This is a genomic window from Thermus aquaticus, from assembly GCF_001280255.1.
Lineage (GTDB): Bacteria > Deinococcota > Deinococci > Deinococcales > Thermaceae > Thermus > Thermus aquaticus.
In genome coordinates this window covers 1,369,938-1,391,901 of the sequence record NZ_LHCI01000106.1, presented here as the reverse complement: position 1 = coordinate 1,391,901, position 21,964 = coordinate 1,369,938, and the positions used below count along the sequence as shown (strand labels likewise).

The window sequence follows — 21,964 nt, the reverse complement described above, 5'->3', positions numbered from 1 at the left end:
CCGGGGGTAAAATGGCGCCAATGAGGACCATCCTGGCCCTCCTTCTCCTGGCCACCCTCTACGTGGCCAGCCTGGTCCTCTTCCCCGTGGAGAAGGTGGAGGTGGTGGGGCTAAGGCACCTGAAGCCCGAGGACCTCCTGGCCAAAGCCCGCCTCTACCAGGGAGACCCCTGGCTCTGGGTCCTCCCCCAGCGGCTCGCCCCCCTGCAAAAGGACCCCTGGATCGCCGAGGCCCGTCTGGAAAAGCCGAGGCCCGGGGCGGTGCGCCTCTATGTGCGGGAAAGGAAGCCCCTCCTCCCCCTCCCGGGCGGCGATGCCCTCTCCGAGGACGGCGTGGTCCTCCCCGGCGCAGGCCCCCTGGCCCCGGGCCCAAAGGTGGAGGGCAAAGGGCCTTTGCCCAAAGAGGACCTCCTGAAGCTGGCCCGGGCCTACCCCAAGGCCAAGGCCCTGCGCTACACCCCAGCGGGGTTTTGGGTAGTCCTGGACCAAAGCACCCTTTTCGCCCCCGAGGTCCGGTTTCTGCTAGAGTATGCCCAAGTGGAGCGGCCTTCTGCAAGCCGGGTCTACCTGTATTCTTGGGGGGTGAGCGTACGCCCATGATTATCGCCGGACTAGACGTTGGCACCAGCAAGGTCACCACCGTGATCGGGGAGCTTGGCCCCGACGGGATTCTGGACATCATCGGGGAAGGTACCGCCCCCTCCCAGGGGCTGAAGCGGGGCGTGGTGGTCAACCTGGAGCGCACCAGCGAGGCCATCCGTCAGAGCGTCCACCAGGCCGAAAGGGTGGCCGGGGTCAGGGTGGAGCGGGTGGTGGTGGGCGTGGGGGGTGCCCACCTGAAGAGCGTTACCAGCCACGGCCTGGCCGCCATCCGAAGGGGGCACAGCATCGCCGAAAGCGACGTGGAGCGGGCCATTGAGCAGGCCAAGGCCTACCCCTTTGACGGCGAGCTGGAGCTCCTCCACGCCCTGCCCCTGGAGTTCAAGGTGGACGGCCAGGAGGGGATCAGGGACCCCGTGGGCATGGCGGGGGTGCGCCTCGAGGTGGAGGTCCACCTGATGGCCGCCGCCCGGGGGCCCCTCTCCAACCTGCGCCGAGCGGTGGAGGACGCCGGGCTCTTCATAGACGCCCTGGTGGCCCAGCCCCTGGCCAGCGGCCTGGGGGTCCTGAACCCGGAGGAGGAGAAGATGACCGTCCTCCTCCTGGACGTGGGCGGGGGCACCACGGACGTGGCCGTCTTCCGGGAGGGCAGGCTGGCCCACTCCGCCGTCCTGCCCCTTGGGGGGGATCACGTGACCCAGGACATCGCCCAGCTCCTCAAGATCCCCTTTGAGGAGGCGGAAAGGGTCAAGAAGAAGTACGGCGCGGCCCTGCCCGAGCTGGCGGACCCCGAGCTGGTCCTGGAGATCAACCAAGAGGGGGGCTCCCTGGGCGAGGTGCCCGCGCCGGAGCTGGCCCGCATCATCCGGCCCCGCCTCCGGGAGATCCTCCACCTGGCCCGCCAGTCCGTGGACGAGGCCATGGGGCCGCTGGAGGTCAAGGTGAACCGGGTGGTCCTCGCCGGGGGGACGGCCCTCCTCCGGGGCTTTGACCTCCTGGCCCGCCAGCAGTACAGCCTCCCGGTGCGGGTGGGCAAGCCCCATGGGGTCTCGGGCCTCACCGACGTGGTGGCCACCCCCGCCCACGCCACCGCCGTGGGCCTGGTGCGCTACGGGACCACCCTGCCCGCGAAGGCCCTCGAGGCCAAGCCCAAACGGGAAAAGAGAGAGAAGCAAGAAGGCGGCCAGGGCGCGGGCATCTGGGCCCGCATCAAGGAGATTATCAACAATCTATTCTAGGAGGGAAAGCATGGAAGGAGCGGTCATCAAGGTTATCGGGCTCGGGGGCGCGGGGGGGAACGCCGTAAACCGCATGATTGAGGCCGGGCTCTCCGGCGTGGAGTTCATCGCTGCCAACACCGACGCCCAGGTCCTGGCCAAGAGCCTGGCGGACATCCGCATTCAGCTCGGGGAGAGGCTCACCCGGGGCCTGGGGGCGGGAGGCAACCCGGAGATCGGCGAGAAGGCGGCCTTGGAGTCCGAGGACCTCATCGCCGAGGCCCTGGAAGGGGCGGACCTGGTCTTCCTCACCGCCGGCATGGGGGGCGGCACAGGCACGGGGAGCGCCCCCGTGGTGGCGGAGGTCGCCAAGCGCCTGGGGGCCCTGACCGTGGCCGTGGTGACCCGGCCCTTCCGCTTTGAAGGCCCCAAGCGCCTGAAGGTGGCCGAGGAGGGGATCCGGAAGCTCAAGGACCGGGTGGACGCCGTGGTGGTGGTCCAGAACGACCGCCTCCTCTCCGCCGTGGACAAGAAGATGACCCTGAAGGACGCCTTCCTCATCGCCGACCGGGTCCTCTACCACGGGGTCAAGGGCATCACGGATGTCATCAACCTCCCCGGCCTCATCAACGTGGACTTCGCCGATGTCAAGGCCCTCCTGGAAGGGGCGGGCCAGGTCCTCATGGGCATCGGGGCCGGGCGCGGGGAGGGCAGGGTGGAGGAGGCGGCCAAAACCGCCACCATGAGCCCCCTCCTGGAGCGCTCCATTGAAGGGGCCAAGCGCCTTCTCCTCAACGTGGTGGGTTCGGAGGACCTCTCCCTCACGGAGGCCGCCGAGGTGGTGGAAAGGGTGCGGGAGGCCACCGGCAACGAGGACGTGGACATCCTCTACGGCGTGACCTACGACGAAAGGGCCCAGGACGAGCTTAGGGTGATCCTCATCGCCGCCGGCTTCGGGGAGAGCACCGTGGTGCCCAAGCCCATCCGCCCCCTGGACTTCCCCACCCACGCCGACGCCTACAACTTTGACATCCCCGCCTTCATCCGCTACGGGGACGGGGACTTCCCGCCCAAGCGAGGCAACTGAACCTCCGTGATCGTCCTGGGCGTAGACCCCGGCATCACCCACCTGGGCCTTGGGGTGGTGGAGGCAGAGGAGAAGGGGGCCCTGAAGGCCCGCCTTCTCCACGGGGAGGTGGTGAGGACCTCCCACAAGGAAAAGGCCGAGGCCCGGGTGGGGCGGATCCACGCCCGGGCCAAAGAAGCCCTCCTCGCCTTCCGCCCCGAGGCCCTGGCGGTGGAGGAGCAGTTCTTCTACCGCCAAAACGAGCTGGCCTACAAGGTGGGCTGGGCCCTGGGGGCGGTCCTGGTGGCGGCCTTTGAAGCTGGGGTCCCCGTCTACGCCTACGGGCCCATGCAGGTGAAGCAGGCCCTGGCCGGCCACGGCCACGCCAGCAAGGAGGAGGTGGCCCTGATGGTGCGAAGCGCCCTGGGCCTAAAGGAGACCCCCAGGCCCAGCCACCTAGCGGACGCCCTGGCCATCGCCCTCACCCACGCCTTCTACGCCCGTCTGGGAGCGGCCAAGCCCCTTTGATCCTGTTTCCTTAGGCCCACCATGCCTGGTAACTTCCCCAGGAACCTTTCGCCGGGGCCCCCATGCTGGCGCAAGCTAGCATGGGGTGGTATGAGGACTATATCCAGCCTTTGCGGGCGGCGTAGCGCAGAAGCTCGCTCCGCGAAGCGAGGCCCAGCTTCTCCATTCCCCGCTCCCGGTAAGTGGCCACGGTCTTCTCGGAGATCCCCAGCTTCTCCGCCACCTCCTTGTGGGAAAGCCCCTGGGCCAGAAGGCGGAGAACCTCCTCCTCCCGGGGCGAAAGGGGGGCCTCCTCGGCGCTTTCCCGCACCAGCTCCATGGCCAGACGCATGGCCAGAGCGGGGTTCAGGTACCGCTCCCCCCGGGCCACGGCCAAGACGGCGTCCAAAAGCTCCTGGTCCACGGCCGCCTTGCTGACGTACCCCTGCCCCCCAGCCTGAAGGAACCCTCGCACGTACTCCAGGTCCTCGTGCATGGAAAGGGCGAGAAGCCTGAGCTCGGGGAACCGCTCGCGAAGCCTCTGGCAAAGGGCGATGCCCGTGCCGTCGGGGAGGGAGACGTCCAGGATGGCCACGTCAGCCTGGACCTTCTCCAGAAGCTCCAGGGCCTCCCGGCAGCTGCCCGCCTCCCCCACCACCCGCACCGGGCCCCTGGCCTCCAGCAGGTGGCGGAGCCCGCTCCGCACCAGAAGGTGATCCTCCACCAGCACCACCCGGATCATGCGGCCACCCCTATGGGAAGCCTAACCTGGACCCGGGTTCCCTGACCAGGAGCGCTTTCCACGGAAAGACGCCCGCCTAGGAGCTCTACCCGCTCCCGCATGCCCAAAAGCCCCTGGCGTCCCGGGTCCACCGCCTCAGGGTCAAACCCCCGGCCCTCGTCCTCCACGAAGACCCGGACCTCCCCCAAGACCTCCACCACCCCCACCGAGGCTCGGGGGCTTCCCGAGTGCCGGGCCACGTTGGTGAGGGCTTCCTGTACCACCCGGTAGACCACGGTCTCCAGCTCCTGGGGCAGGGGACGGGTGAGGTGGAGGGAAAGGTCCACCTCCACCCCCGTGCGCTCGGCAAACTCCCGCACGTAGCGCCGGAGGGCCGCCTCCAGGCCCAGGTGGTCCAGGACGCTGGGCCTGAGGTCCAGGGCCAGGCGGCGCACCTCGGTCAGGGTATGGCGGGCCAGCTCCTTCAGGGCCTCCACTCGGTCCCCGGGGAGCCCCTCGAGGCCCAGGATCAAGCCGGTGAGGGCCTGGCCCACCTCGTCGTGAAGCTCCCGGGCGATGCGGGCCCTCTCCTCCTCCTGGGCCTTGAGCCAGGCCTTCAGAAGCCTCGCCCGCTGCGCCTCCTTCTCCGCCAGGGCCTCGTAGAGGCGGGCGTTCTCCAAGGCGGTGGCCAGGGGTCCTGCCAGGGCCTCGAGGAAGGCCCTCAGCCAGGCCTCCTCCACCTCCGGCCGTCCATGGAGGACCAGGGCCCCGTGAGGGGGGACAGGCACCGCGACCCCCTGGGGCCGGACCACGACCTGGCGGGAAGCCAGGGCCTCCTGGGCCAGGGAGGCCACCCCACCCAGGGGACAGCGGTCCCGGCAGGCCTCGCAGTGCACCACCCGCCCGGAGAGCCAGAGATCCCCACAGGTGAAGCCCAGCTCCCGCACCAAAAGGCCCAGCACCCTCTCCGAGAGGGTGACCAGGTCCAGGGCGTGCATCTCGGAAAGGAGGCGGTTTAAAAGCCTTAGGTCCCGCTCCCGCCGCCGCACCTCGGCCCCCATGGCGTTGAGGGCCCTGCCCAGAGCCCCAAGCTCGTGGGGGGGCTCGGGGAAACGGGCCGGCTGCCCCTCTTTCAGGCGGCTGGCTTCCTGAACCATCAGGGAAAGGGGCTCCAGGAGGCGGGTAAGAAAGAGGTAGCCCAGAGCTCCCCCCAGACCCACCGCCCAGAGAAGTCCAAAAAGGCCCGCCCACACCACCCTTGAGAAGGAGGCCACCAAGGGGGTCCGCTCCAGGCCCAAGCGCCCCCCCCCCGCCTCTCCTCCCATGATCCCGGCCTCCACCTGGTACACGGTCTTGCCGCCCACCTGCAGGACCTTCTCCCCACCCAAACGGGCCAAGGCCTCGGGTACCCCCCCGCTTAGGGTATGGGCCACCACCTCCCCCCGGGGGTTCAGGATGTAGACGTAGGCCAGATGGGGGTAGCGGTCCTTAAGGTGGCGGAGCTTCTCCTCCACGGCCAGCCGATCGGAAAGCAGAATATCGTCCAGGACCAGAAAGGACAGGTCCCGGGCCAGGCCCCGGGCTTCCTGCCAGAGGGCCCTTTCCCCTTCGGCCAGCAAAAAGAGCCCACCTCCAAGAAGGAGCATCCCCCCCGTGGCCAAGGCGGCCAGCAGAACGGTGAAGAAGAGCTGCTGCACGAGCCCCCACCTCACGGCAACACCTCCCGGGCCCGCCGGTAGACCAGGCGGTACGCCTCGCCCGTAGCCGGAACGAAGCCCTCCAGGTAGAGGGCCTTCAGGGCCTCCCTGCCCTTGGGCGTGGCCGCGAAGGCCAGGATGGCCTGGCGCAGACGCTCTTTGCTCCCCTGAGGAAGCCCCTTAAGCACCACCACCGGAGGGGCGGGGTCTTGGGGCCCTTCCCAGAGGGGACGAAGCCCCGGCATCCCCAGGGCCTCGTACACCACCGCGTCCACCGCCGCCCCCTCGGCCAGCCCCTCCTTCAGGGCCATCAGGGCCCGATCGTGGCCATAGGTGAAAAAGGCCCGGGCAAAAAAGCCCTCTCCCAGGTCCCGGGCCGCCAGCCGGGGCCAGGCGTGGCCGGTGTTGGAAAGGGGATCGGTGAAGGCAAAGGGCTTGCCAGCCAGTTGCTCCAGCTTCCGGTAAGGACCATCCGCCCGCACTAGGATGAGGCTCCGGTAAGGGACTTTTGGTTGGGTCGCCAGGATCACTTCCAAAAAGCCCTCCTCCACCCCCACCCCTGCGGCCAGGGAGCAGAGAAACCCCATCTCCGCCTCCCTGCGGCGAAGGGCCTCGAGGACCCCCGCGTAGGTTCGCCGGCCGAAGACCTCCACCCGCACCCCCAGGACCTCCCCCAGCCCCCGGGCCAAAACCCGGTAGGGCTCGGCCTCCTGGGGCGAGCGCATCCCCGCCACCACCACCCGCACCTCCCCACCCGCCACCCCTATCCGATAGGGCGGGGCCAGGGCTACCTGGGGAGGCCTGGCGCAGGCCACCAAGAGGAAGCACAGGAGAAGAAGCCTCATTACCCCCCAGCATAGGAAAGGCGCAGGGGTACCAATGTCCCAAGGCCTGTCGGGAAAACTCCCGACACCTCTGTCCTACCTCCCACGGATACCCGGGCGGGGCCGAGCCGCCTAGCCTGGGGGAGGAAAGGAGGTGGGTATGGAACACACCCCCATGAACCCGGAGGAGAGGCGGCGGTTCCTGGCCAAGATGGCCAGCGCCGTCTTCGCCTCCATGGTGGCCCCCGGGCTCGCCCAGGGCACGCCCAGGCCCGAGGCGCCGGAGCCGGTGAGCGAGGACGTCCTCCTCAGGATGCAAAAGGACCTGGAGCGGGCCCTGAAAAACCCGGGCCGCAAGTGGGGCATGGTCATTGACCTCAGGAAGTGCGTGGGCTGCCACGCCTGCACCGTGAGCTGCATGGCGGAAAACCGCCTGCCCCCCGGCGTGGTCTACCGCCCGGTCAGCGAGGAGGAGGTGGGCACCTACCCCAACGTCACCTACCGCTTCGTTCCCAAGCCCTGCATGCAGTGCGACAATCCCCCTTGCGTCCCCGCCTGCCCTTACGACGCCACCTGGAAGCGGCCGGACGGCATCGTGGAGATTGACTACGAGCTCTGCGTGGGCTGCGAGAAGTGCATCCCCCCCTGCCCCTACAACTCCCGCCACAAGGACGAGGGGGCCTACTGGACGGAAGGGACCCCGGGCCAGGGCAAGATGCCCTACGAGGCCCTGCCCGTCTACGAGTGGAACAAGAAGGTGGCCCGGGAGGACGAGGCCGGCCCCATGGACAAGGTGCGCAAGTGCCACTTCTGCCTACACCGCATAGAGCGGGGCCTCCTCCCCCAGTGCGTGACCACCTGCATCGGCCGGGCCACCTACTTCGGGGACCTCGAGGACCCCACCTCCCTGGTCTCCGAGCTGATCAAGAAGCCCAACGTCATCCGGCTGAAAGAGGAAGCGGGCACCAAGCCCCGCGTGTACTACCTGGTGTAGGAGGTGCGTATGGAAAAGCTTTCCCGGCGGGAACTCCTCAAACTCTCGGGCGCGGGCGCCCTCCTCGGGCCCCTGGGCCTTGCCCTGCAAGAGGCCAGCGCCCAGGGCATGGAGGCCTACGAGGTGCAGCTGCCCGAGAACACCATCTACTCCTCCTGCCTCCAGTGCAACACCGGCTGCCCCATCAAGGTGAAGCTCTACCAGGGGGTGGCCAGCAAGATTGACGGCAACCCCCTCGCCCCCTGGACCTTCCGCCCCCACCTTCCCATGGCCACCGACCCCAACACCCTGGCCAAGGTGGACGGGGCGCTCTGCCCCAAGGGCCAGGCGGGCATCCAGACCGCCTACGACCCCTACCGCATCCGCCGCGTCCTGAAGCGGGCGGGCCCCCGGGGTAGCGGCAAGTGGGAGGAGATCCCCTTCCACCAGGCGGTGAAGGAGATCGTGGAGGGCGGAAAGCTCTTCGCCCACCTGGGGGACGAGCGCCACTACCCTGGCCTCAAGGAGGTCTGGGCCCTCAAAGACCCCGAGGTCATGGCCCGCATGGCCCAGGCGGTCAGGAACATCTGGGCGGAAAAGGACCCGGCGAAGAAGAAGGCCCTGGTGGAGAAGTTCAAGGAGGACTTCAAGGAGCACCTCCACACCCTCATTGACCCCGACCATCCCGACCTGGGACCCAAGAACAACCAAGTGGTCTTCGCCTGGGGCCGCCTGAAGGCCGGACGCCGGCACTTCATAGACTGGTTCTTCCAAAGAAGCCTGGGGACCGTCAACCTCCACGGGCACACCACTGTCTGCCAGGGCTCGCTCTACTTCGCGGGCAAGGCCATGAGCGAGCAACCCACCTTTGATGCTTCCGGCAAGCTCTCCTGGTCCGGGGGAATGAAGTTCTACTGGCAGGCGGACCTCTCCAAGGCCCGCTTCGTGGTCTTCGTGGGGGCCAACATCTTTGAGGGCAACTACGGTCCGCCCCTGCGGGTGGGCTGGATCACGGAGAGGGTCTCCAAGGGGGAGCTGGAATACGCCATCGTGGACCCCAGGGGGCAGAAGGGGATCAAGGAGGCCAGCCGCTGGATCGCGCCCAAACCCGGGCACGACGCCGCCATCGCCTTCGGCATCATCCGCCTCCTCCTGGAGTGGGGCAAGTACGATGCCAAGTTCCTCTCCGCCGCCAACAAAGGGGCGGCCAAGGCCATCGGTGAGGCCAGCTGGACCAACGCCACCTGGCTGGTCAAGATGAAAGACGGCCAGCCGGAAAGGCTCCTCCGGGCCAGCGACCTGGGCCTTCCCAAGCCCAAGGCCAGGGTGGGGGACAAGGAGGTGGAGCTGGACGCCCCCGTGGTCCTGGTGGAAGGAAAACCCGTGGCCTTCAACCCCAACGACGAGGCCCAGGCGGTCTTCGGAGACCTCTTCGTGGACACCCGGCTCTCGGGGATCCCCGTGAAATCCGCCCTGCAACTCATCAAGGAGGAAGCCTTCAAGCACCAGGTGCGGACCTGGGCGGCCTTCGCCGGGGTCCAGGAGGAGGACATCCGCTTCCTGGCGGAAAAGCTGGCCCAGCACGGCAAGAGGGCCGTGGTGGACCTCCACCGCGGGGCGAGCCAACACACCAACGGCTTCTACACCGTGGCCGCCTGGCTCACCATCAACGCCCTCTTGGGCAACCTAGACCACCAGGGCGGGTCCACCATGGGCTTCACCTACGACATCACGGGCGCCCGGGCGGGTGGTCCCTTCCGTATAGATCGGCTCCACCCCAAGCCCCTTGCGCCCTTCGGCGTAAGCCTCATCCGCCACGAGGTCAAGTACGAGGACACCACCCTCTTCGCCGGCTTCCCCGCCAAGCGGCCTTGGTACCCCCACGCCTCCGACGTCTACCAGGAAATCCTCCCCTCCGCGGCCCAGGGCTACCCCTATCCCATCAAAATCCTCTTCCACTACATGGGGGACCCCGCCTACGCCCTCCCCGGGGGCCACGAGCAGATCCGGGCCATGCTGGACCCCGACAAGATCCCCCTGATCGTGGCCTTTGACATTGTCGTGGGCAACACCTACGCCTTCGCCGACTACGTCATCCCCGACCTCTCCTACCTGGAGCGCTGGGAATTCCACGGCACCCACTTCTCCATCCCCTGGAGGGTCCAGCCCGTGCGCCAGCCCGCCATCGCCCCCATCCCCGAGGAGGTGGAGGTCTTCGGGCAGAAGATGCCCATCTGCCTGGAAAGCTTCCTGATGGCGCTGGCGGAGCACCTGGGCCTGCCGGGGTTCGGGGAAAAGGGGTTCGCTAACGGCATGCCCTTCACCCACATGGACCACTTCTACCTGAAGCTGGCCGCCAACCTGGCCTTTGGGGAAAGGGCCGATGGCTCCGACGCGCTCCCTGAAGCGGGCGAGGAGGAGCTCAGGATCTTCCGCCAGGCCAGGCGGCACCTGCCCCCCTCGGTCTTTGACGAGAGGCGCTGGCGGGAAGCCGTCGGGGACGAGAGCCTCTTCCGCCGCACCGTCTACCTGCTGAACCGGGGCGGCCGCTTCCAGGAGTTCGCCAAGGTGTACGGTTCCGGCGGCCTCCTGACCAACCGCTACGGACGGCAGGTGAACCTCTTCTTTGAGAAGCAGGCCCTCTCCCTCCACCCCATGACCGGAAAGCCCTACTGGCCCCTGCCCGCCTACTTCCTCCCCTACCAGGACGCCCTGGGGCGGCAGCTCCGGGACCCCGGCTACGGCCTCACCCTCCTCACCCACCGGGACATCCTCATGACCAAGAGCCGCACCGTCTCCAACTACTGGCTCAGGAGCATCAAGCCGGAGAACGCCATTCTGGTCAACGCCGAGGACGCCAAGCGCCTGGGGCTGAAGGACGGGCAGCTGGTGAAGGTGGTTTCGGCGACCAACCCTAAAGGGGAGTGGGACCTGGGGCCCATGGGCCGGAAGCCCATGGTGGGGCGGGTCAAGGTGGTCCAGGGCCTGCGCCCGGGGTGCGTGGCCTTCCCCTTGGGCTGGGGGCACTGGGGCTACGGGGCCACGGACCTGGTGGTCAACGGCCAGGTCATCAAAGGAGACCCCAGGCGGGCCATGGGCATCCACGCCAACGCCGCCATGCGCCTGGACCCTTACCTGAAGGACATGGCCCTCACGGACATCGTGGGGGGTAGCGTGGTCTTTTACGAGACCAAGGTGAACCTGCTTCCGGTCTAGGCCGCGTCCCCCCGGGCCTCCGGGGGGACAAACCTACCGGGATACCCGTGATAGTGCGTTGACGGAGGGTAGGCATGATCCCTGCGCTAAGAACCGCCCAAGACCCCACCCGCTTCGCCTTGGAGCTCATCCGCACGGTGATGCTCATCCTCTGCCTGGTGGGTTGGGTCATGTACCCCCTGGAACTCCTCCTCCTGGAGCACTGGACCGAGGCCTGGCAGAGCCGGATCCCCTTCCTCGTGGCCGTTCCCGGCTTCGTCTTCACCCTCTGGATCCTCTTTGACCGCAAGACCCCCTGGGTGCGCATCGCCTTCATCCTCACCATGTGGGCCTCGGTGCTCACCGGGGTTCTGGGGGCCTACTTCCACCTGGTTTGGAACATGGAAGGGGACATTAACTGGGAGTTTGAGGCCGCCATGGAGGCCATGGCGGGAAGCCGCCCGGTGCTAGCGGCCCTGGCCTTCACCCACATGGGGGTGACCGGGGTTTTAAGCATCTACCGGGCCCGCTAGGAGGTGAGGGATGATAGAGGCCTTGATCCGCGCCGACACAGAAGAGAAAAGGCTTCTGGAGTTCATCCGGAGCGCCTTTCTCCTCATCGCCATGGTGGGGTTCGCCTTCTACGGGATGGAGCACTGGATTCTGGACCACTGGACGGAGTCCTGGCAAAGCCGCATCCCCTTCTACGTTTCCTTGGTGGGCTTTCCCCTGACGCTCCTCATGTTCTTTCACCGGGGCAGGTGGGTGCGCTATCCCTTCCTTCTCTGGATGCTGGTCTCCGTGGCTACGGGGGTGGTGGGGGCCTACTACCACCTCCTCTGGAACGCCCAGGATGCGGAGGTGAACCTCTTTAGCCTCGCCGGCTTCCTGGAGGCCTTCAAGGGAAGCCGTCCGGTGCTGGCGGCCTTGGCCCATACCCACGTGGGCGCCGTGGCCTTCGTGGTGGGAATAACCATAAGGGACTGAGGGAGGTAAGCGATGAAGAGAGCGGTTTTCGGTTTTCTGGTGCTGGCCCTAGGTTTGGTGTTGGCGCAGGCCCCCAAGGTGGACGGAAAGATCGCCCCCGGGGAGTACGCCAAGAGCTTCAGGCACGATAAAAGCGGCTTCACCCTTTACTGGAGCATCGTGGGGGACACCCTCTACCTGGGCCTCGAGGGGGAGAGCAAGGGCTGGATTGGCCTGGGGTTCCTGCCGGAAAAGACCGACAAGAAGAAGGGGGCTGACCAGTACCTCTTCTACATGGACGGGGGCAAGCTGGTGGCCCTGGACATGTACCAGACCAAGCGCACCGGGGCCCCGGTCCCCGACGAAAAGGAGGGGGGCAAGAACTCCATCCTGGCCGCCGCCGCCACCTATGAGGGGGGTAGGTGGACCGTGGAGTTCAGCCGCAAACTGAAGACCGGGGAGCCCACGGACGTGGAAATCGTCCCCGGGAGGAAGCTAATCCTCATGCTGGCGGTGGCGGACAAGATGGACCCCAAGGAGGAGCACAAGAAGACCCAGCGCTGGTACGTGGAGGACTTCGCCTTCTAGAAGCGGCTTCAGAGGCCCTGGGTCTTCCCAGGGCCTCTTTTTCCTTTGGGGCTTTATACCCTTGACTTTTATAGACGCATGGGTACCATAAGGCCATGGAGCGGACAGCGCGTCCCATGCCCCTCCCCCTCCTCCTCTTTCTCTTGGCCTCGGCCTGGCTCTCCTTTGCGGTCTATGAGACCTCCGGCACGCGGCTTCTTCTGGCCTTCTGGGTGGCCATCCTCCTGGGCCTCGCCCTCTTCCACGCCAGGTTCGGCTTCGCCTCGGGCTTCCGGCGCTTCCTCCTCACGGGGGAAAGCCGCCTCATGCGGGCCCACTTCCTCCTCTTCGCCCTCACCGCCCTCCTTTTCTTCCCCTTCCTCAAGGAAGGCGAGGCCTTCGGCCAGGCGGTCCAGGGCTTCCTGGTGCCCCTGGGGGTGGCCCTCTTCTTGGGAGCCTTCCTTTTCGGCCTGGGTATGCAGCTGGGAGACGGGTGCGCCTCCGGTACCCTCTACCACACGGGAAGCGGGGACAGCCGGGGGGTTCTCGTCCTCCTGGGCTTCATGGCGGGCTCCCTCCTTGGGGTCTACCACCTCCCCTTCTGGCAGGGCCTCCCCGCCTGGGCTCCGGGAAGCGCCCTCACCTGGTTTCCCTCCCCCTACCTGGGCCTAGCCCTCTGGCTCGGCCTCTTGGGCGGCCTGTACCTGGGGGTGAGCCTGGTGGAGAAAAGGAGAAGGGGCAAGGTGGAGCCCCTCTTCCGCCAGGAGGCCACCCACCCCCTCCTGGGCCCCTGGAGCCTGGTGGGCGGGGCGGTGGTCCTGGCCTTGGGTAGCCTCCTCCTTCTCCTCCTCCAGGGGCGGCCCTGGGGCGTAACGGCCGCCTTCGCCCTCTGGGGTGGGAAGCTGGCCGAGGCGCTGGGGGTTCCCGTTTTGGACTGGGCCCTTTTCAACGCTCCCGACTTCGCCGAGAAGCTCCAAGACAGTGTGCTTCGGGACCCCACCAGCGTCACCAACTTCGGCCTCTTCCTGGGGGCCTTCCTGGGGGCCGCCTTGGGCGGGGCCTTGCGCTTCAAGGACCTCCGAAAGATTCCCTGGAGCACCCATCTGGGGGTCTTCCTGGGCGGGGTGCTCATGGGCTACGGGGCCCGGCTGGCGGGAGGGTGCAACATCGGGGCCTACCTGGGAGGGACGGCCTCCTTCAGCCTCCATGGGCCGCTTTGGGGGGTCTTCGCCCTCCTGGGCACCGCCCTGGGCCTTCGCCTCAGGCCCCTCTGCCGCCTGGAGAACGAGCTAGCACCGGAGGTAGCCCGGCAGGACCTCCTCCAGGGGCGTGGGGCGGGGGACTAGGGCCAGGACCTCAGGGGAAAGGGGGGCGGTGTTGCCCCCCTTCAGCATCACGTACTGGTCCTTGGTAAGGGGGGCGAAGGGAAGAAGGCTCATGAGGGGCACCAGGAGGTCCATGAGGCCAAGGGAGATGGGCAGGAAAGGCTTCTTCCGCCCCACAGTCTCCATCACCCTCTCCAGAAGCTCCCGGAAGGTGTACTCCCTGGGCCCCACCAGGTCGTAGGTCCCCAAAACCCCCCGCTCCAAAGCCTCCACGAAGGCCAAGGCCACGTCCCCCACGTAAACGGGGCGGAAGGGAAAGCGCCCATCCCCGATGAGGGGAACAAAGGGCAGGGGGCCGCAGACCAGGTTTTTCAGGACCCGGCCGAAAAACTCGTCGCCGGGGCCGAAGATGAGGCTAGGGCGGAAGATGGTCCAGGAAAGGCCGCTTTGCCGCACCACCTCCTCCCCCTCGGCCTTGGTCTCGTAGTAGCGGCTCCCCGTGCCCCTCCTCGCCCCCAGGGCGGACATGTGGAGGAGGCGGCCCACCCCGGCCCTACGCATCCCCTCCACCAGGTTCCTCACCCCCTCCACGTGGACCGCCCGGAAGGTTTGGGGGCCTTCCCGGATGATGCCCGCCAGGTAGATGGCGGCCTCCGCACCCCTCAGGTCTGGGACCTCCCGGGTGATGTCCCCCTGGAGCCAGACCGCTCCCCGGGGAAGGTCCATGGGCTTCCGGGAGAGGACCAGGGGGGTGTGCCCCCGCTCCAGGAGAAGGGGCACCAGGGCCCGGCCCACGAAGCCCGTGCCCCCCACCACAAAAACCCGCATCCTAGGCGGCCTCCAAAACCCCTTCCGCCGCCTCCTCCAAGGCCCCTAGGTCCAGGAGGTAGACCTTGCGGTAGGCGGTGGCGATGAGGCCCTCCTGGCGCAGGTCGGAAAGGATCTTGGAGACCGACTCCCGGGTGGAGGCGGTGGCGTCGGCGATCTCCTCGTGGGAGGCGGTCACGTAAAGGCCCTTTTCGTCGCGGAAGGAGGCGGGCGTGTCGGCCAGGAAGAGGAGGTAGCGGGCGATGCGGGACCGGAGCTCCCCCGTCTGCAGGTGGGCCTCGTAGGCGTGGACCCGGCGCATCTGCCGGGCCAGGTTTCTGGCCACGGCGTGGAGGGCCTCGTGGTTCATGGCCCTGGGGTCAAAGCCCTGGACGGCCACCTCGGTCATGGCCTCGGCGGTGTAGCGGTAGCGCTTGCCCTCCAGGGCCTCCTCCCCGAAGTAGTCCCCGGGCAGGACGTGGCGGAGGGTGATGAGGCGGCCATCGGGCAGGAGCTCCACAATGCGGACCAGGCCCTCCTCCAGGCGGTACAGGGTGTGGGCGCTTTCGCCCCTTAGGTAGATGGTCTCCTTGCGGCCGAACTTCTTCATGCTTCCTCCTCCTTTTTGGCCTGCCACAGCTCTTGGGCCAGGCCCTCGAGGCCCTCCACGTACCGGGCCCCGAGGCGATGGGCCTCTTCCGGCGAGGCCCCCCGCCCCCCCAGGTAGACCCTGGGACCCAGGGAGGCCAGGGCCCCCTCGGGCAGGGCCTTCAGGTGATCGGGGAGGGAGACGGAAAGGACCACGGCCCGGGCCCCTAGGCGCTCCGCCAGGCTCCGGAGGTCGGGGAGGGGGATATCGGGGCCCAGGTAGAGGGCGGGAAGCCCCCGGCGCCTCAGGGCGTAGGCCGCCAGCATGGCCCCGATTTCGTGCCGCTCCCCGGGGGGCGTGGTCACCAGAATGGGGGGCCCCGGGGGGAGGCCCGCCAGGTCCAGAAGCTCCTGGAGCCTGGCCCGGAGGAAGGTGGTGGCCAGGTGCTCCTCGGCCACCCCCACCTCCCCCTGGTGCCAGGCCTCCCCCACCCGCTTGAGGACGGGGACGAGGAGGCGGGTGATGGCCCCCTCGGGGCCCAAAAGCCGCACCCCCCGGCGGAAGAGGGCCTCGGCCTCCTGGAGGTCGGCGGCCAAAAGGGCCCGGTAGAGGCCCTCCTCCAGGCCCTCAAAGGAGCCCTCCTGGGCCAGGTAGCGGCGGATGGCGGCCTGGGGCGTGGCCCCTTCCTCCAGCCAACGGCGGATGGTCCTTAAGGCCTCCACCTCCTCCTGGCGGTAGAGGCGGTGCCCCCCGGGGGTGCGCTCGGGCCTGGGGAAGCCGTAGCGGCGCTCCCACTGCCTGAGGACCTCGGCGGAGAGGCCGGTCATGGCCTCCACCTCGGCGATGGTGTACACCCCAGGACGGGTCATGGCTTTAGCTTAAGGGGTTGTTCAGGTTTTGTCAAGCTTTGGTTCACCTCGGCCGAGTGTGGCCGGGGCAAAGGTCTCTTTCCTGAAGTATCCTGAAAGTGGAGGCTATATGGAGCCCGACTGGAACGCCCTCTCCCGGGTGATCCGGGCCCACTCCGCCACCTTTTACTTGGGAAGCCGCCTCTTTCCCCCGGAGGCCAGGAAGGGGGCTTGGGCGGTCTACGCCGCCTGCCGCCTGGGGGACGAGGCCGTGGACGGGGAAGGCGGGGGCGAGGAGGCCCTTGAGGCCTGGTGGGAAGGGGTGGAGCGGGCCTACGCCGGAAGGCCCCGGGAGAACTGGGAGCGGGGCCTCACCTGGGCCCTGGAGCGCTGGCCCATCCCCTTTGAGGCCTTCGCCCACATGAAGGAGGGCTTCCTCACCGACCTGGGCCCCGTGCGCCTGAAGACCGAGGAAGAGCTATTCACCTACTGCTACCGGGTGGCGGGCACCGTGGGCCGGATGATGGCCCCCATCGCCGGGGGGACCCTCGAGGCCGAGGCCAAGGCCATCCGCCTGGGCCAGGCCATGCAGCTCACCAACATCCTGCGGGACGTGGGGGAGGACCTGGCCCGGGACCGGCTCTACCTGCCCCTGGACCTGTTGGAGGCCTATGGGGTGAAGCTGGAAGACCTTCGGGAAGGCCACATCACCCCCGGCTACCGGGCCCTCATGGCCCACCTGGAGGCCAAGGCCCGGGCCCTTTACCGGGAGGGCCTGGAGGGGCTCCGCCACCTCCAGGTGGGGCGGGCCGCCATCGCCCTGGCCGCCTTGCAGTACCAGGGCATCCTGGACAAGCTCCGCCTCCAGGGGTACGACAACCTGAGGCGCCGGGCCCACCTCAAGCCCTGGGAGAGGCTTTTGCTCCTCCCCAAGGCCCTACTGGCGGCGCGGCCATGAACCTGGTCTGGCACCGGGGCGACCTGCGCCTCAAGGACCACCCCGCCCTCCTTCAGGCCCTATCCCAGGGGCCCCTGGTGGGCCTGGTGGTCCTGGACCCCAACAACCTGAGGACCTCCCCCAGGCGGCGGGCCTGGTTTTTGGAGAACGTCCGCGCCCTCAGGGCCGCCTACCGGGAGCGGGGCGGGGCGCTGTGGGTGGTGGAGGGCCTCCCCTGGGAGCGGGTGCCGGAGGTGGCCCGAAGGCTGAAGGCCAAGGCGGTCTACGCCCTCAAAAGCTACACCCCCTACGGCCGCTACCGGGATGCGAGGACGGAGGCGGCCTTGGGCGTCCCCCTCCACCTCCTCCCCGCCCCCCACCTCATCCCCCCGGACCTCCCCCGGGCCCACCGGGTCTACACCCCCTTCAGCCGGAACTTCCAGGGCCTGGACCCGCCCCTCCCCGCCCCCGAGGCCCTGCCCCAGGCCCCGGAGGAAGGAGAGATTCCCCAGGAGGACCCCGGCCTCCCCCTGCCCCAGCCCGGGGAAGAAGCCGCCTGGGCTAGGCTCCAGGCCTTCTTGGACACCCGGCTCCCCCGCTATCCCCTGGAGCGGAACCGCCTGGACGGGGAGGGGGGCTCGAGGCTCTCCCCCTACTTCGCCCCGGGGGTCCTCAGCCCCCGAGAGGCGGCCTGGGAGGCCCTGAGGCGGGGAGGCGAGGGGGCCAGGAAGTGGGTGGCGGAGCTCCTCTGGCGGGACTTCTCCTACCACCTCCTCTACCACTTCCCCGAGATGGCCCAAAGGGCCCTGGACGCCCGCTTTGAGGCCCTGCCCTGGACGGAGGACGAGGAGCTCTTTCAGGCCTGGTACCTGGGGAAGACCGGGGTGCCCCTGGTGGACGCCGCCATGCGGGAGCTCCAGGCCACCGGCTCCCTCTCCAACCGGGCCCGGATGGCCGTGGCCCAGTTCGCCGTCAAGTACCTCCTCCTCCCCTGGCAGAAGGCAGAGGAGGCCTTCCGCCACCTCCTCCTGGACGGGGACCGGGCGGTGAACCTCCAGGGCTGGCAGTGGGCGGGGGGCCTGGGGGTGGACGCCGCCCCCTACTTCCGCGTCTTCAACCTGGTGGAGCAGGGCCGGCGCCACGACCCGGACGGGGCCTGGCTCCGGCGCTTCGCCCCGGAATATCCCTCCTACGAGCCCAAGGACCCCGTGGTGGACCTGGCGGAGGCCCGAAGGCGCTACCTGGCCCTGGCCAAAGGCCTAATAACGTAGCGGGAAGCCCACTTCCCCATACCCCCTCCCCTATCCTAGGGTTATGTTCAAGGTGCGCGACCCCCAAAGGACTCTGAGGACCATCGCCCTCTTCCGTTACGGCCTGGCGAGCCTCTTCCTCCTCCTGGCCTCCTTTCACGAGGAAAAGCTCCTCTTCCTGGGCCTGGCGGTCTTGGCCCTGGTGATGGCCCGCACGGGGTTCTGCCCCGTCATCCGCCGCTAGGGTATCTTGGCCCCATGGAGCGCTTAGACCTCAAGGAGGCCCTGCCCCACCTGAAGCGTCTCCAGCAGGACCCCCTCGCCGTCCTCCTGGAGTGGGGTCGGGCCCACCCCCGCCTCTTCCTGCCCCTGCCGGGCCTCCCTCTGGCCCTGGTCTTTGACCCCGAAGGCGTGGAGAGGGTCCTTCTGGCAGAAGGGCTCACCAAGGCCACCTTCCAGTACCGGGCCCTCGCCCGCCTCACCGGCAGGGGCCTCCTCACCGACTGGGGCAAGGGCTGGAAGGAGGCCCGCAAGGCCCTCAAAGACCCCTTCCTTCCCAAGGCGGTGCGGGAGTACCGCCCGGCCATGGAGGCCGAGGCCGAGGCCTTCTTCGCCCCCTGGCGGGAAGAGGTGCGGGACCTGGACCACGAGATGCTGGCCCTCTCCCTGAGGCTTCTCGGGGTAGCCCTTTTCGGCAGGCCCCTTTCCCCAAGGCTGGCGGAGCTTTCCCTGGAAGCCCTGGACCGCGTCATGGCCCAAACCCGCTCCCCCCTTGCCCTCCTCAACCCCTTCCAAGAGGCCCGCTTTCAAAGAGCCAAGGCCGCCCTTTACCGGGAGGCCGAGGCCCTAATAGGCCACCCACCCCTCTCCCACCTCCCCCGGGAAAGGGCCCTCGCCGAAGCCGTGACCCTCCTGGTGGCCGGGCACGAGACCGTGGCCAGCGCCCTCACCTGGTCCCTTTACCTCCTCTCCCACCACCCCGAGTGGCAAAGCCGGGTGGCCAAGAGCGAGGAAGCCGCCCTGGCCGCCTTCCAGGAGGCTCTGCGCCTCTTCCCGCCGGCCTGGATCCTGACCCGCAAGGCGGAAGGCCCCTTCGCCCTGGACGGAACGACCCTTCCCCCAGGCACCACCCTGGTCCTCTCCCCCTACGTGACCCAGAGGCTTTACTTCCCCGACGGCGAGAGTTTCCGGCCGGAGCGCTTCCTGGAGGAGAAGGGCACGCCCTCGGGGCGGTACTTCCCCTTCGGCCTAGGGCAGAGGCTCTGCCTGGGCCGGGACTTCGCCCTCCTGGAAGGCCCCGTCGTCCTAGGGGCCTTCTTCCGCCGCTTCCGCCTGGACCCCCTCCCCACCCCCCGGGTCCTGGCCCAGGTGACCCTGAGGCCGGAAGGGGGGCTCTGGGCAACCCCCAAGCCCCTGGAGGTGCGGGCATGACCTACCTGGAGTTCCACCTGGTCTTTATCCTTCCCCCACTCCTTCTCCTCCTCCTCTGGACCAGGCCCAGGCCCCCTAGGCTTTGGGCCTACCTCCTCATGCCCCTCATCGCCCTCCTCTACACCACCCCCTGGGACAACTTCCTGGTCTACCGGGGGGTCTGGGGCTACCCCGAGGGCCGGGTCCTCCTCCGCATCGGCTACGTGCCCCTGGAGGAGTACCTTTTTTTCGTCCTCCAGCCTCTCCTCACCGGGGCCCTCCTCTTGCGGCTGGCGGGGGCTCCGCCCCCGGGGGGGCCGGGCCTCTTCCGGGTGGTGGGGGGAGGGTTCTGGCTCCTCGTCGCCGCCTTGGGGGTGATGCTCCTGGCCCTTGGGGGCGAGTACCTCTACCTGGGCCTGATCCTGGCCTACTTCGCCCCCGTCTTCGTCCTGCAGTGGGCCTTTGGGGGGGACCTCCTTGTGGCCTGGCGGAAACCCCTCCTCCTGGGGACGGCCCTCCCCACCCTCTACCTCTGGTTCGCCGACTTTTACGCCATTACCCGGGAAGGGATCTGGTGGATTTCCAAGGAATATACCCTGGGCCTGGGCCTGGCGGGGCTTCCTCTAGAGGAGATGCTCTTTTTCCTCTTCACCAACCTGGCCGTGGTCCAGGGCCTCCTTCTGGCCTGGCACCCCGAGGCCCTGAGGCGCCTAAAATAGCCCCCATGGAGGCCCTTCAGGAAAGGCCTTTGGGGAAGCTCCTCTCCGCCATCGTGGGGGGATTTCTGCTCCTAAGCCTCAAGGGAAGCCTCCGGGGCGTGTACCTGAAGGGGGAGGTGCCCAAGGGGCCTCTGGTGCTGGCCATGAACCACCACAGCTTCTTTGACGGCCACCTGGTCTGGTTTCTTTCCAGGCGAGAGAGGCGGTCGGCCAGCCTCCTGGTGGCCGAGGAGAACCTGAAGGCCTTCCCGGTGCTTAGGCTCCTTGGGGCCCTCGAGGCCAGGCGGGTCCGGGAGGCCCTGAGGCGCCTTAAGGAGGGGGCCTGGGTGGCCCTTTTTCCCGAAGGGGAGATGCGCTACCCCGGGCCCCTGGGCCCCTTGAAGCCTGGTGCGGCCTGGCTGGCGAGGCGGGCTGGGGTTCCCCTCCTCCCCGTGGCCTGCCGGGTAGTCCTCAGGGGGTTTGAGCACCCCGAGGCCTTTCTCCTGGTGGCCCCGCCCCTTTCCCCGGACGTGGACCTGGAAGGGGCGCTAAGGGGGCTTCTTCAGGAGCTGGACGAGACCTTAAGGCGCACCCACCCCAGAAAGACCCCGGAGGGCTTCCGGGAGGTCCTAAAGGGAAGGCGGAGCCTGGAGGAAAGGCTAAGCCCCCTGGTGAGGCTTTTTCGCTGATGGGCGACTTCTTCTTCGGGGTCTTTCTCTTCCTCCTCATGAGGTGGCTCGCCCTCCTCCATAACCTCCTCCGCTTTCCCCGCCTCCGCCCGGGCCCCACGCCGGAAAGGCCCACGGCCTCCATCCTGGTCCCCGCCCGGAACGAGGCGGAAAACCTGAGGCGCACCCTCCCCACCCTCCTCCACCAGGGGGCCCTCGAGGTCCTGGTCCTGGACGACCTCTCCGAAGACGAGACGGCCCGGGTAGCCCAGGAGGTGGCCGGGGGGCATCCCGGCTTCCGCCTCCTCCGCGGGAAGCCCCTCCCCCCGGGCTGGCGGGGGAAGAACTGGGCCTCTTGGCAGCTGGCCCAAGCGGCCCGAGGGGAGGTCCTGGTCTTCACCGACGCCGATGTCCTCTGGGAGGAAGGGGCCTTGGGGGGGCTCCTTTCCGCCCTGGAGGGCAAGGACCTGGTCTCGGCCCTGCCCCGGCAGGAGGGGGTGGTGGAGGCCTTCGTCATGAACGGGCTCCTCTCCTTCCTGCCCCACCCCGCCCTGGAGGCCCTGCGCCTGGCCAACGGCCAGGTCCTGGCCTTCCGGAAGGAGGCCTACTGGGCCATGGGGGGGCACAGGGCGGTGCGGGAAGAGGTCCTGGAGGACGTGGCCCTGGCCCGAAGGGCGGGCCGCTACGGCCTCTACCTGGGCGTGGCGCTTTTCCGGGTGCGGATGTACAGGGGCTACGGCGAGGCCCTTAAGGGCTTCGCCAAGAACTTCCTGGACATCCACCTGAAAAACCCCGCCGTCCTCCTAGGCTCGGCGTTCTACCACCTGGCCCTCTACACCCTGCCCTGGCTCCTCGGCCGCTTTGACCTGGGGCTTCTGGGCCTCTTGGAGCGCCTGGCCGTCCAGCTCGTCCTCAAAGGCCCCCTCCTCCCCGCCCTCCTCACGCCCCTGGCCCCGCTCCTCCTCATGCCCGTATACCTCAGGGCCCTCCTCCCGGGAAAAACCTGGAAGGGTAGGCCCCTTTGACACCACCCCATGCTGGCGCAAGCCAGCATGGGGTGGTATGAAAGGTGGGCCAGGCCCATCTTTCCCGGTAAAGGA

Annotated in this window: 23 protein-coding genes; 17 read left to right on the top strand and 6 right to left on the bottom strand. The window is 68.3% G+C overall.

Translation table 11 applies throughout. The annotated features are described in order from the left end of the window. The first annotated feature begins 11 nt into the window (after positions 1-11). The 4 genes from BVI061214_RS08540 to BVI061214_RS08525 are packed head-to-tail and all read left to right on the top strand — an operon-like array spanning position 12 to position 3,410. Positions 12-599 carry an FtsQ-type POTRA domain-containing protein gene (locus tag BVI061214_RS08540; RefSeq protein ID WP_053768037.1) on the top strand — a complete coding sequence of 196 codons (588 nt, stop codon included), beginning with the start codon at positions 12-14 and terminating at the stop codon, positions 597-599. Then, positions 596-1,837: a cell division protein FtsA gene (gene ftsA / locus BVI061214_RS08535; RefSeq protein ID WP_053768036.1), complete on the top strand. Its 1,242-nt coding sequence runs from the start codon at positions 596-598 to the stop codon at positions 1,835-1,837. Before BVI061214_RS08540 ends, ftsA begins: the two co-directional genes overlap by 4 nt. 10 nt (positions 1,838-1,847) lie before the next feature. Further along, positions 1,848-2,903 (top strand): cell division protein FtsZ, encoded by a 1,056-nt coding sequence (ftsZ, locus tag BVI061214_RS08530; RefSeq protein ID WP_053768035.1) that lies wholly within the window; start codon positions 1,848-1,850, stop codon positions 2,901-2,903. Between the two features lie 6 nt (positions 2,904-2,909). Continuing rightward, the gene (locus BVI061214_RS08525) at positions 2,910-3,410 is read left to right on the top strand and encodes a crossover junction endodeoxyribonuclease RuvC (protein ID WP_003048581.1); all 501 of its coding nucleotides are present in this window, start codon (positions 2,910-2,912) and stop codon (positions 3,408-3,410) included. Positions 3,411-3,507: 97 nt separating this feature from the next. On the opposite strand, the gene BVI061214_RS08520 is transcribed toward BVI061214_RS08525, so the two are convergent. Genes BVI061214_RS08520 through BVI061214_RS08510 form a run of 3 tightly spaced genes read right to left on the bottom strand, consistent with a single transcriptional unit; the run spans position 3,508 to position 6,652 of the window. Beyond that, positions 3,508-4,131 (bottom strand): response regulator transcription factor, encoded by a 624-nt coding sequence (locus BVI061214_RS08520; protein ID WP_003048583.1) that lies wholly within the window; start codon positions 4,129-4,131, stop codon positions 3,508-3,510. After that, a complete protein-coding gene (locus BVI061214_RS14055) occupies positions 4,128-5,822 on the bottom strand; it encodes a sensor histidine kinase (protein WP_053768034.1) in 1,695 nt (564 codons plus the stop codon). The genes BVI061214_RS08520 and BVI061214_RS14055 overlap by 4 nt, the downstream gene beginning before the upstream one ends. Continuing rightward, the gene (locus BVI061214_RS08510; protein ID WP_053768033.1) at positions 5,819-6,652 is read right to left on the bottom strand and encodes a PhnD/SsuA/transferrin family substrate-binding protein; all 834 of its coding nucleotides are present in this window, start codon (positions 6,650-6,652) and stop codon (positions 5,819-5,821) included. Before BVI061214_RS08510 ends, BVI061214_RS14055 begins: the two co-directional genes overlap by 4 nt. A gap of 139 nt (positions 6,653-6,791) precedes the next feature. On the opposite strand from BVI061214_RS08510, the gene BVI061214_RS08505 reads away from it, so the two are divergent. The 6 genes from BVI061214_RS08505 (at position 6,792) to BVI061214_RS08480 (ending at position 13,678) form a co-directional block, all read left to right on the top strand. After that, on the top strand, positions 6,792-7,625 hold the full coding sequence (locus BVI061214_RS08505) for a 4Fe-4S dicluster domain-containing protein (RefSeq protein ID WP_053768032.1): 834 nt from the start codon (positions 6,792-6,794) through the stop codon (positions 7,623-7,625). 9 nt (positions 7,626-7,634) lie between these two features. Further along, positions 7,635-10,820 carry a molybdopterin-dependent oxidoreductase gene (locus BVI061214_RS08500; RefSeq protein ID WP_053768031.1) on the top strand — a complete coding sequence of 1,062 codons (3,186 nt, stop codon included), beginning with the start codon at positions 7,635-7,637 and terminating at the stop codon, positions 10,818-10,820. A 74-nt stretch (positions 10,821-10,894) separates the two neighbouring features. After that, positions 10,895-11,332: a hypothetical protein gene (locus BVI061214_RS08495; protein WP_053768030.1), complete on the top strand. Its 438-nt coding sequence runs from the start codon at positions 10,895-10,897 to the stop codon at positions 11,330-11,332. 10 nt (positions 11,333-11,342) lie between these two features. Next, entirely contained in the window at positions 11,343-11,786 is a 444-nt protein-coding gene (locus BVI061214_RS08490) for a hypothetical protein (protein WP_053768029.1), read from the top strand. A gap of 12 nt (positions 11,787-11,798) precedes the next feature. Beyond that, entirely contained in the window at positions 11,799-12,353 is a 555-nt protein-coding gene (locus BVI061214_RS08485) for a DOMON domain-containing protein (RefSeq protein WP_053768028.1), read from the top strand. Between the two features lie 95 nt (positions 12,354-12,448). Further along, complete coding sequence (locus BVI061214_RS08480; RefSeq protein ID WP_053768027.1) at positions 12,449-13,678, top strand: YeeE/YedE family protein; 1,230 nt, start codon at positions 12,449-12,451, stop codon at positions 13,676-13,678. Here BVI061214_RS08480 and BVI061214_RS08475 read toward each other — a convergent pair. Genes BVI061214_RS08475 through carH form a run of 3 tightly spaced genes read right to left on the bottom strand, consistent with a single transcriptional unit; the run spans position 13,622 to position 15,922 of the window. Next, entirely contained in the window at positions 13,622-14,485 is an 864-nt protein-coding gene (locus BVI061214_RS08475) for a complex I NDUFA9 subunit family protein (RefSeq protein ID WP_053768026.1), read from the bottom strand. The two genes, BVI061214_RS08480 and BVI061214_RS08475, sit on opposite strands and share 57 nt — an antisense overlap. A 1-nt stretch (position 14,486) precedes the next feature. Continuing rightward, the gene (gene ldrP / locus BVI061214_RS08470) at positions 14,487-15,074 is read right to left on the bottom strand and encodes a transcriptional regulator LdrP (RefSeq protein WP_053768025.1); all 588 of its coding nucleotides are present in this window, start codon (positions 15,072-15,074) and stop codon (positions 14,487-14,489) included. Beyond that, positions 15,071-15,922, bottom strand: a complete 852-nt coding sequence (gene carH, locus BVI061214_RS08465; RefSeq protein ID WP_053768024.1) for an HTH-type transcriptional repressor CarH — start codon at positions 15,920-15,922, stop codon at positions 15,071-15,073. The genes ldrP and carH overlap by 4 nt, the downstream gene beginning before the upstream one ends. Positions 15,923-16,031: 109 nt before the next feature. On the opposite strand from carH, the gene BVI061214_RS08460 reads away from it, so the two are divergent. The 7 genes from BVI061214_RS08460 to BVI061214_RS08430 are packed head-to-tail and all read left to right on the top strand — an operon-like array spanning position 16,032 to position 21,889. After that, positions 16,032-16,859: a phytoene/squalene synthase family protein gene (locus BVI061214_RS08460; RefSeq protein ID WP_053768023.1), complete on the top strand. Its 828-nt coding sequence runs from the start codon at positions 16,032-16,034 to the stop codon at positions 16,857-16,859. Then, on the top strand, positions 16,856-18,109 hold the full coding sequence (gene phr / locus BVI061214_RS08455) for a deoxyribodipyrimidine photo-lyase (RefSeq protein WP_053768022.1): 1,254 nt from the start codon (positions 16,856-16,858) through the stop codon (positions 18,107-18,109). Before BVI061214_RS08460 ends, phr begins: the two co-directional genes overlap by 4 nt. 43 nt (positions 18,110-18,152) lie before the next feature. Then, the gene (locus BVI061214_RS08450) at positions 18,153-18,332 is read left to right on the top strand and encodes a hypothetical protein (protein WP_053768021.1); all 180 of its coding nucleotides are present in this window, start codon (positions 18,153-18,155) and stop codon (positions 18,330-18,332) included. A gap of 14 nt (positions 18,333-18,346) precedes the next feature. Next, positions 18,347-19,519 carry a cytochrome P450 gene (locus BVI061214_RS08445; protein ID WP_053768020.1) on the top strand — a complete coding sequence of 391 codons (1,173 nt, stop codon included), beginning with the start codon at positions 18,347-18,349 and terminating at the stop codon, positions 19,517-19,519. Further along, the gene (locus BVI061214_RS08440; protein ID WP_053768019.1) at positions 19,516-20,217 is read left to right on the top strand and encodes a lycopene cyclase domain-containing protein; all 702 of its coding nucleotides are present in this window, start codon (positions 19,516-19,518) and stop codon (positions 20,215-20,217) included. Before BVI061214_RS08445 ends, BVI061214_RS08440 begins: the two co-directional genes overlap by 4 nt. Before the next feature lie 5 nt (positions 20,218-20,222). Next, positions 20,223-20,885 (top strand): lysophospholipid acyltransferase family protein, encoded by a 663-nt coding sequence (locus BVI061214_RS08435; protein WP_053768018.1) that lies wholly within the window; start codon positions 20,223-20,225, stop codon positions 20,883-20,885. Beyond that, on the top strand, positions 20,882-21,889 hold the full coding sequence (locus tag BVI061214_RS08430; protein ID WP_053768017.1) for a glycosyltransferase family 2 protein: 1,008 nt from the start codon (positions 20,882-20,884) through the stop codon (positions 21,887-21,889). Before BVI061214_RS08435 ends, BVI061214_RS08430 begins: the two co-directional genes overlap by 4 nt. Positions 21,890-21,964 lie beyond the last annotated feature (75 nt).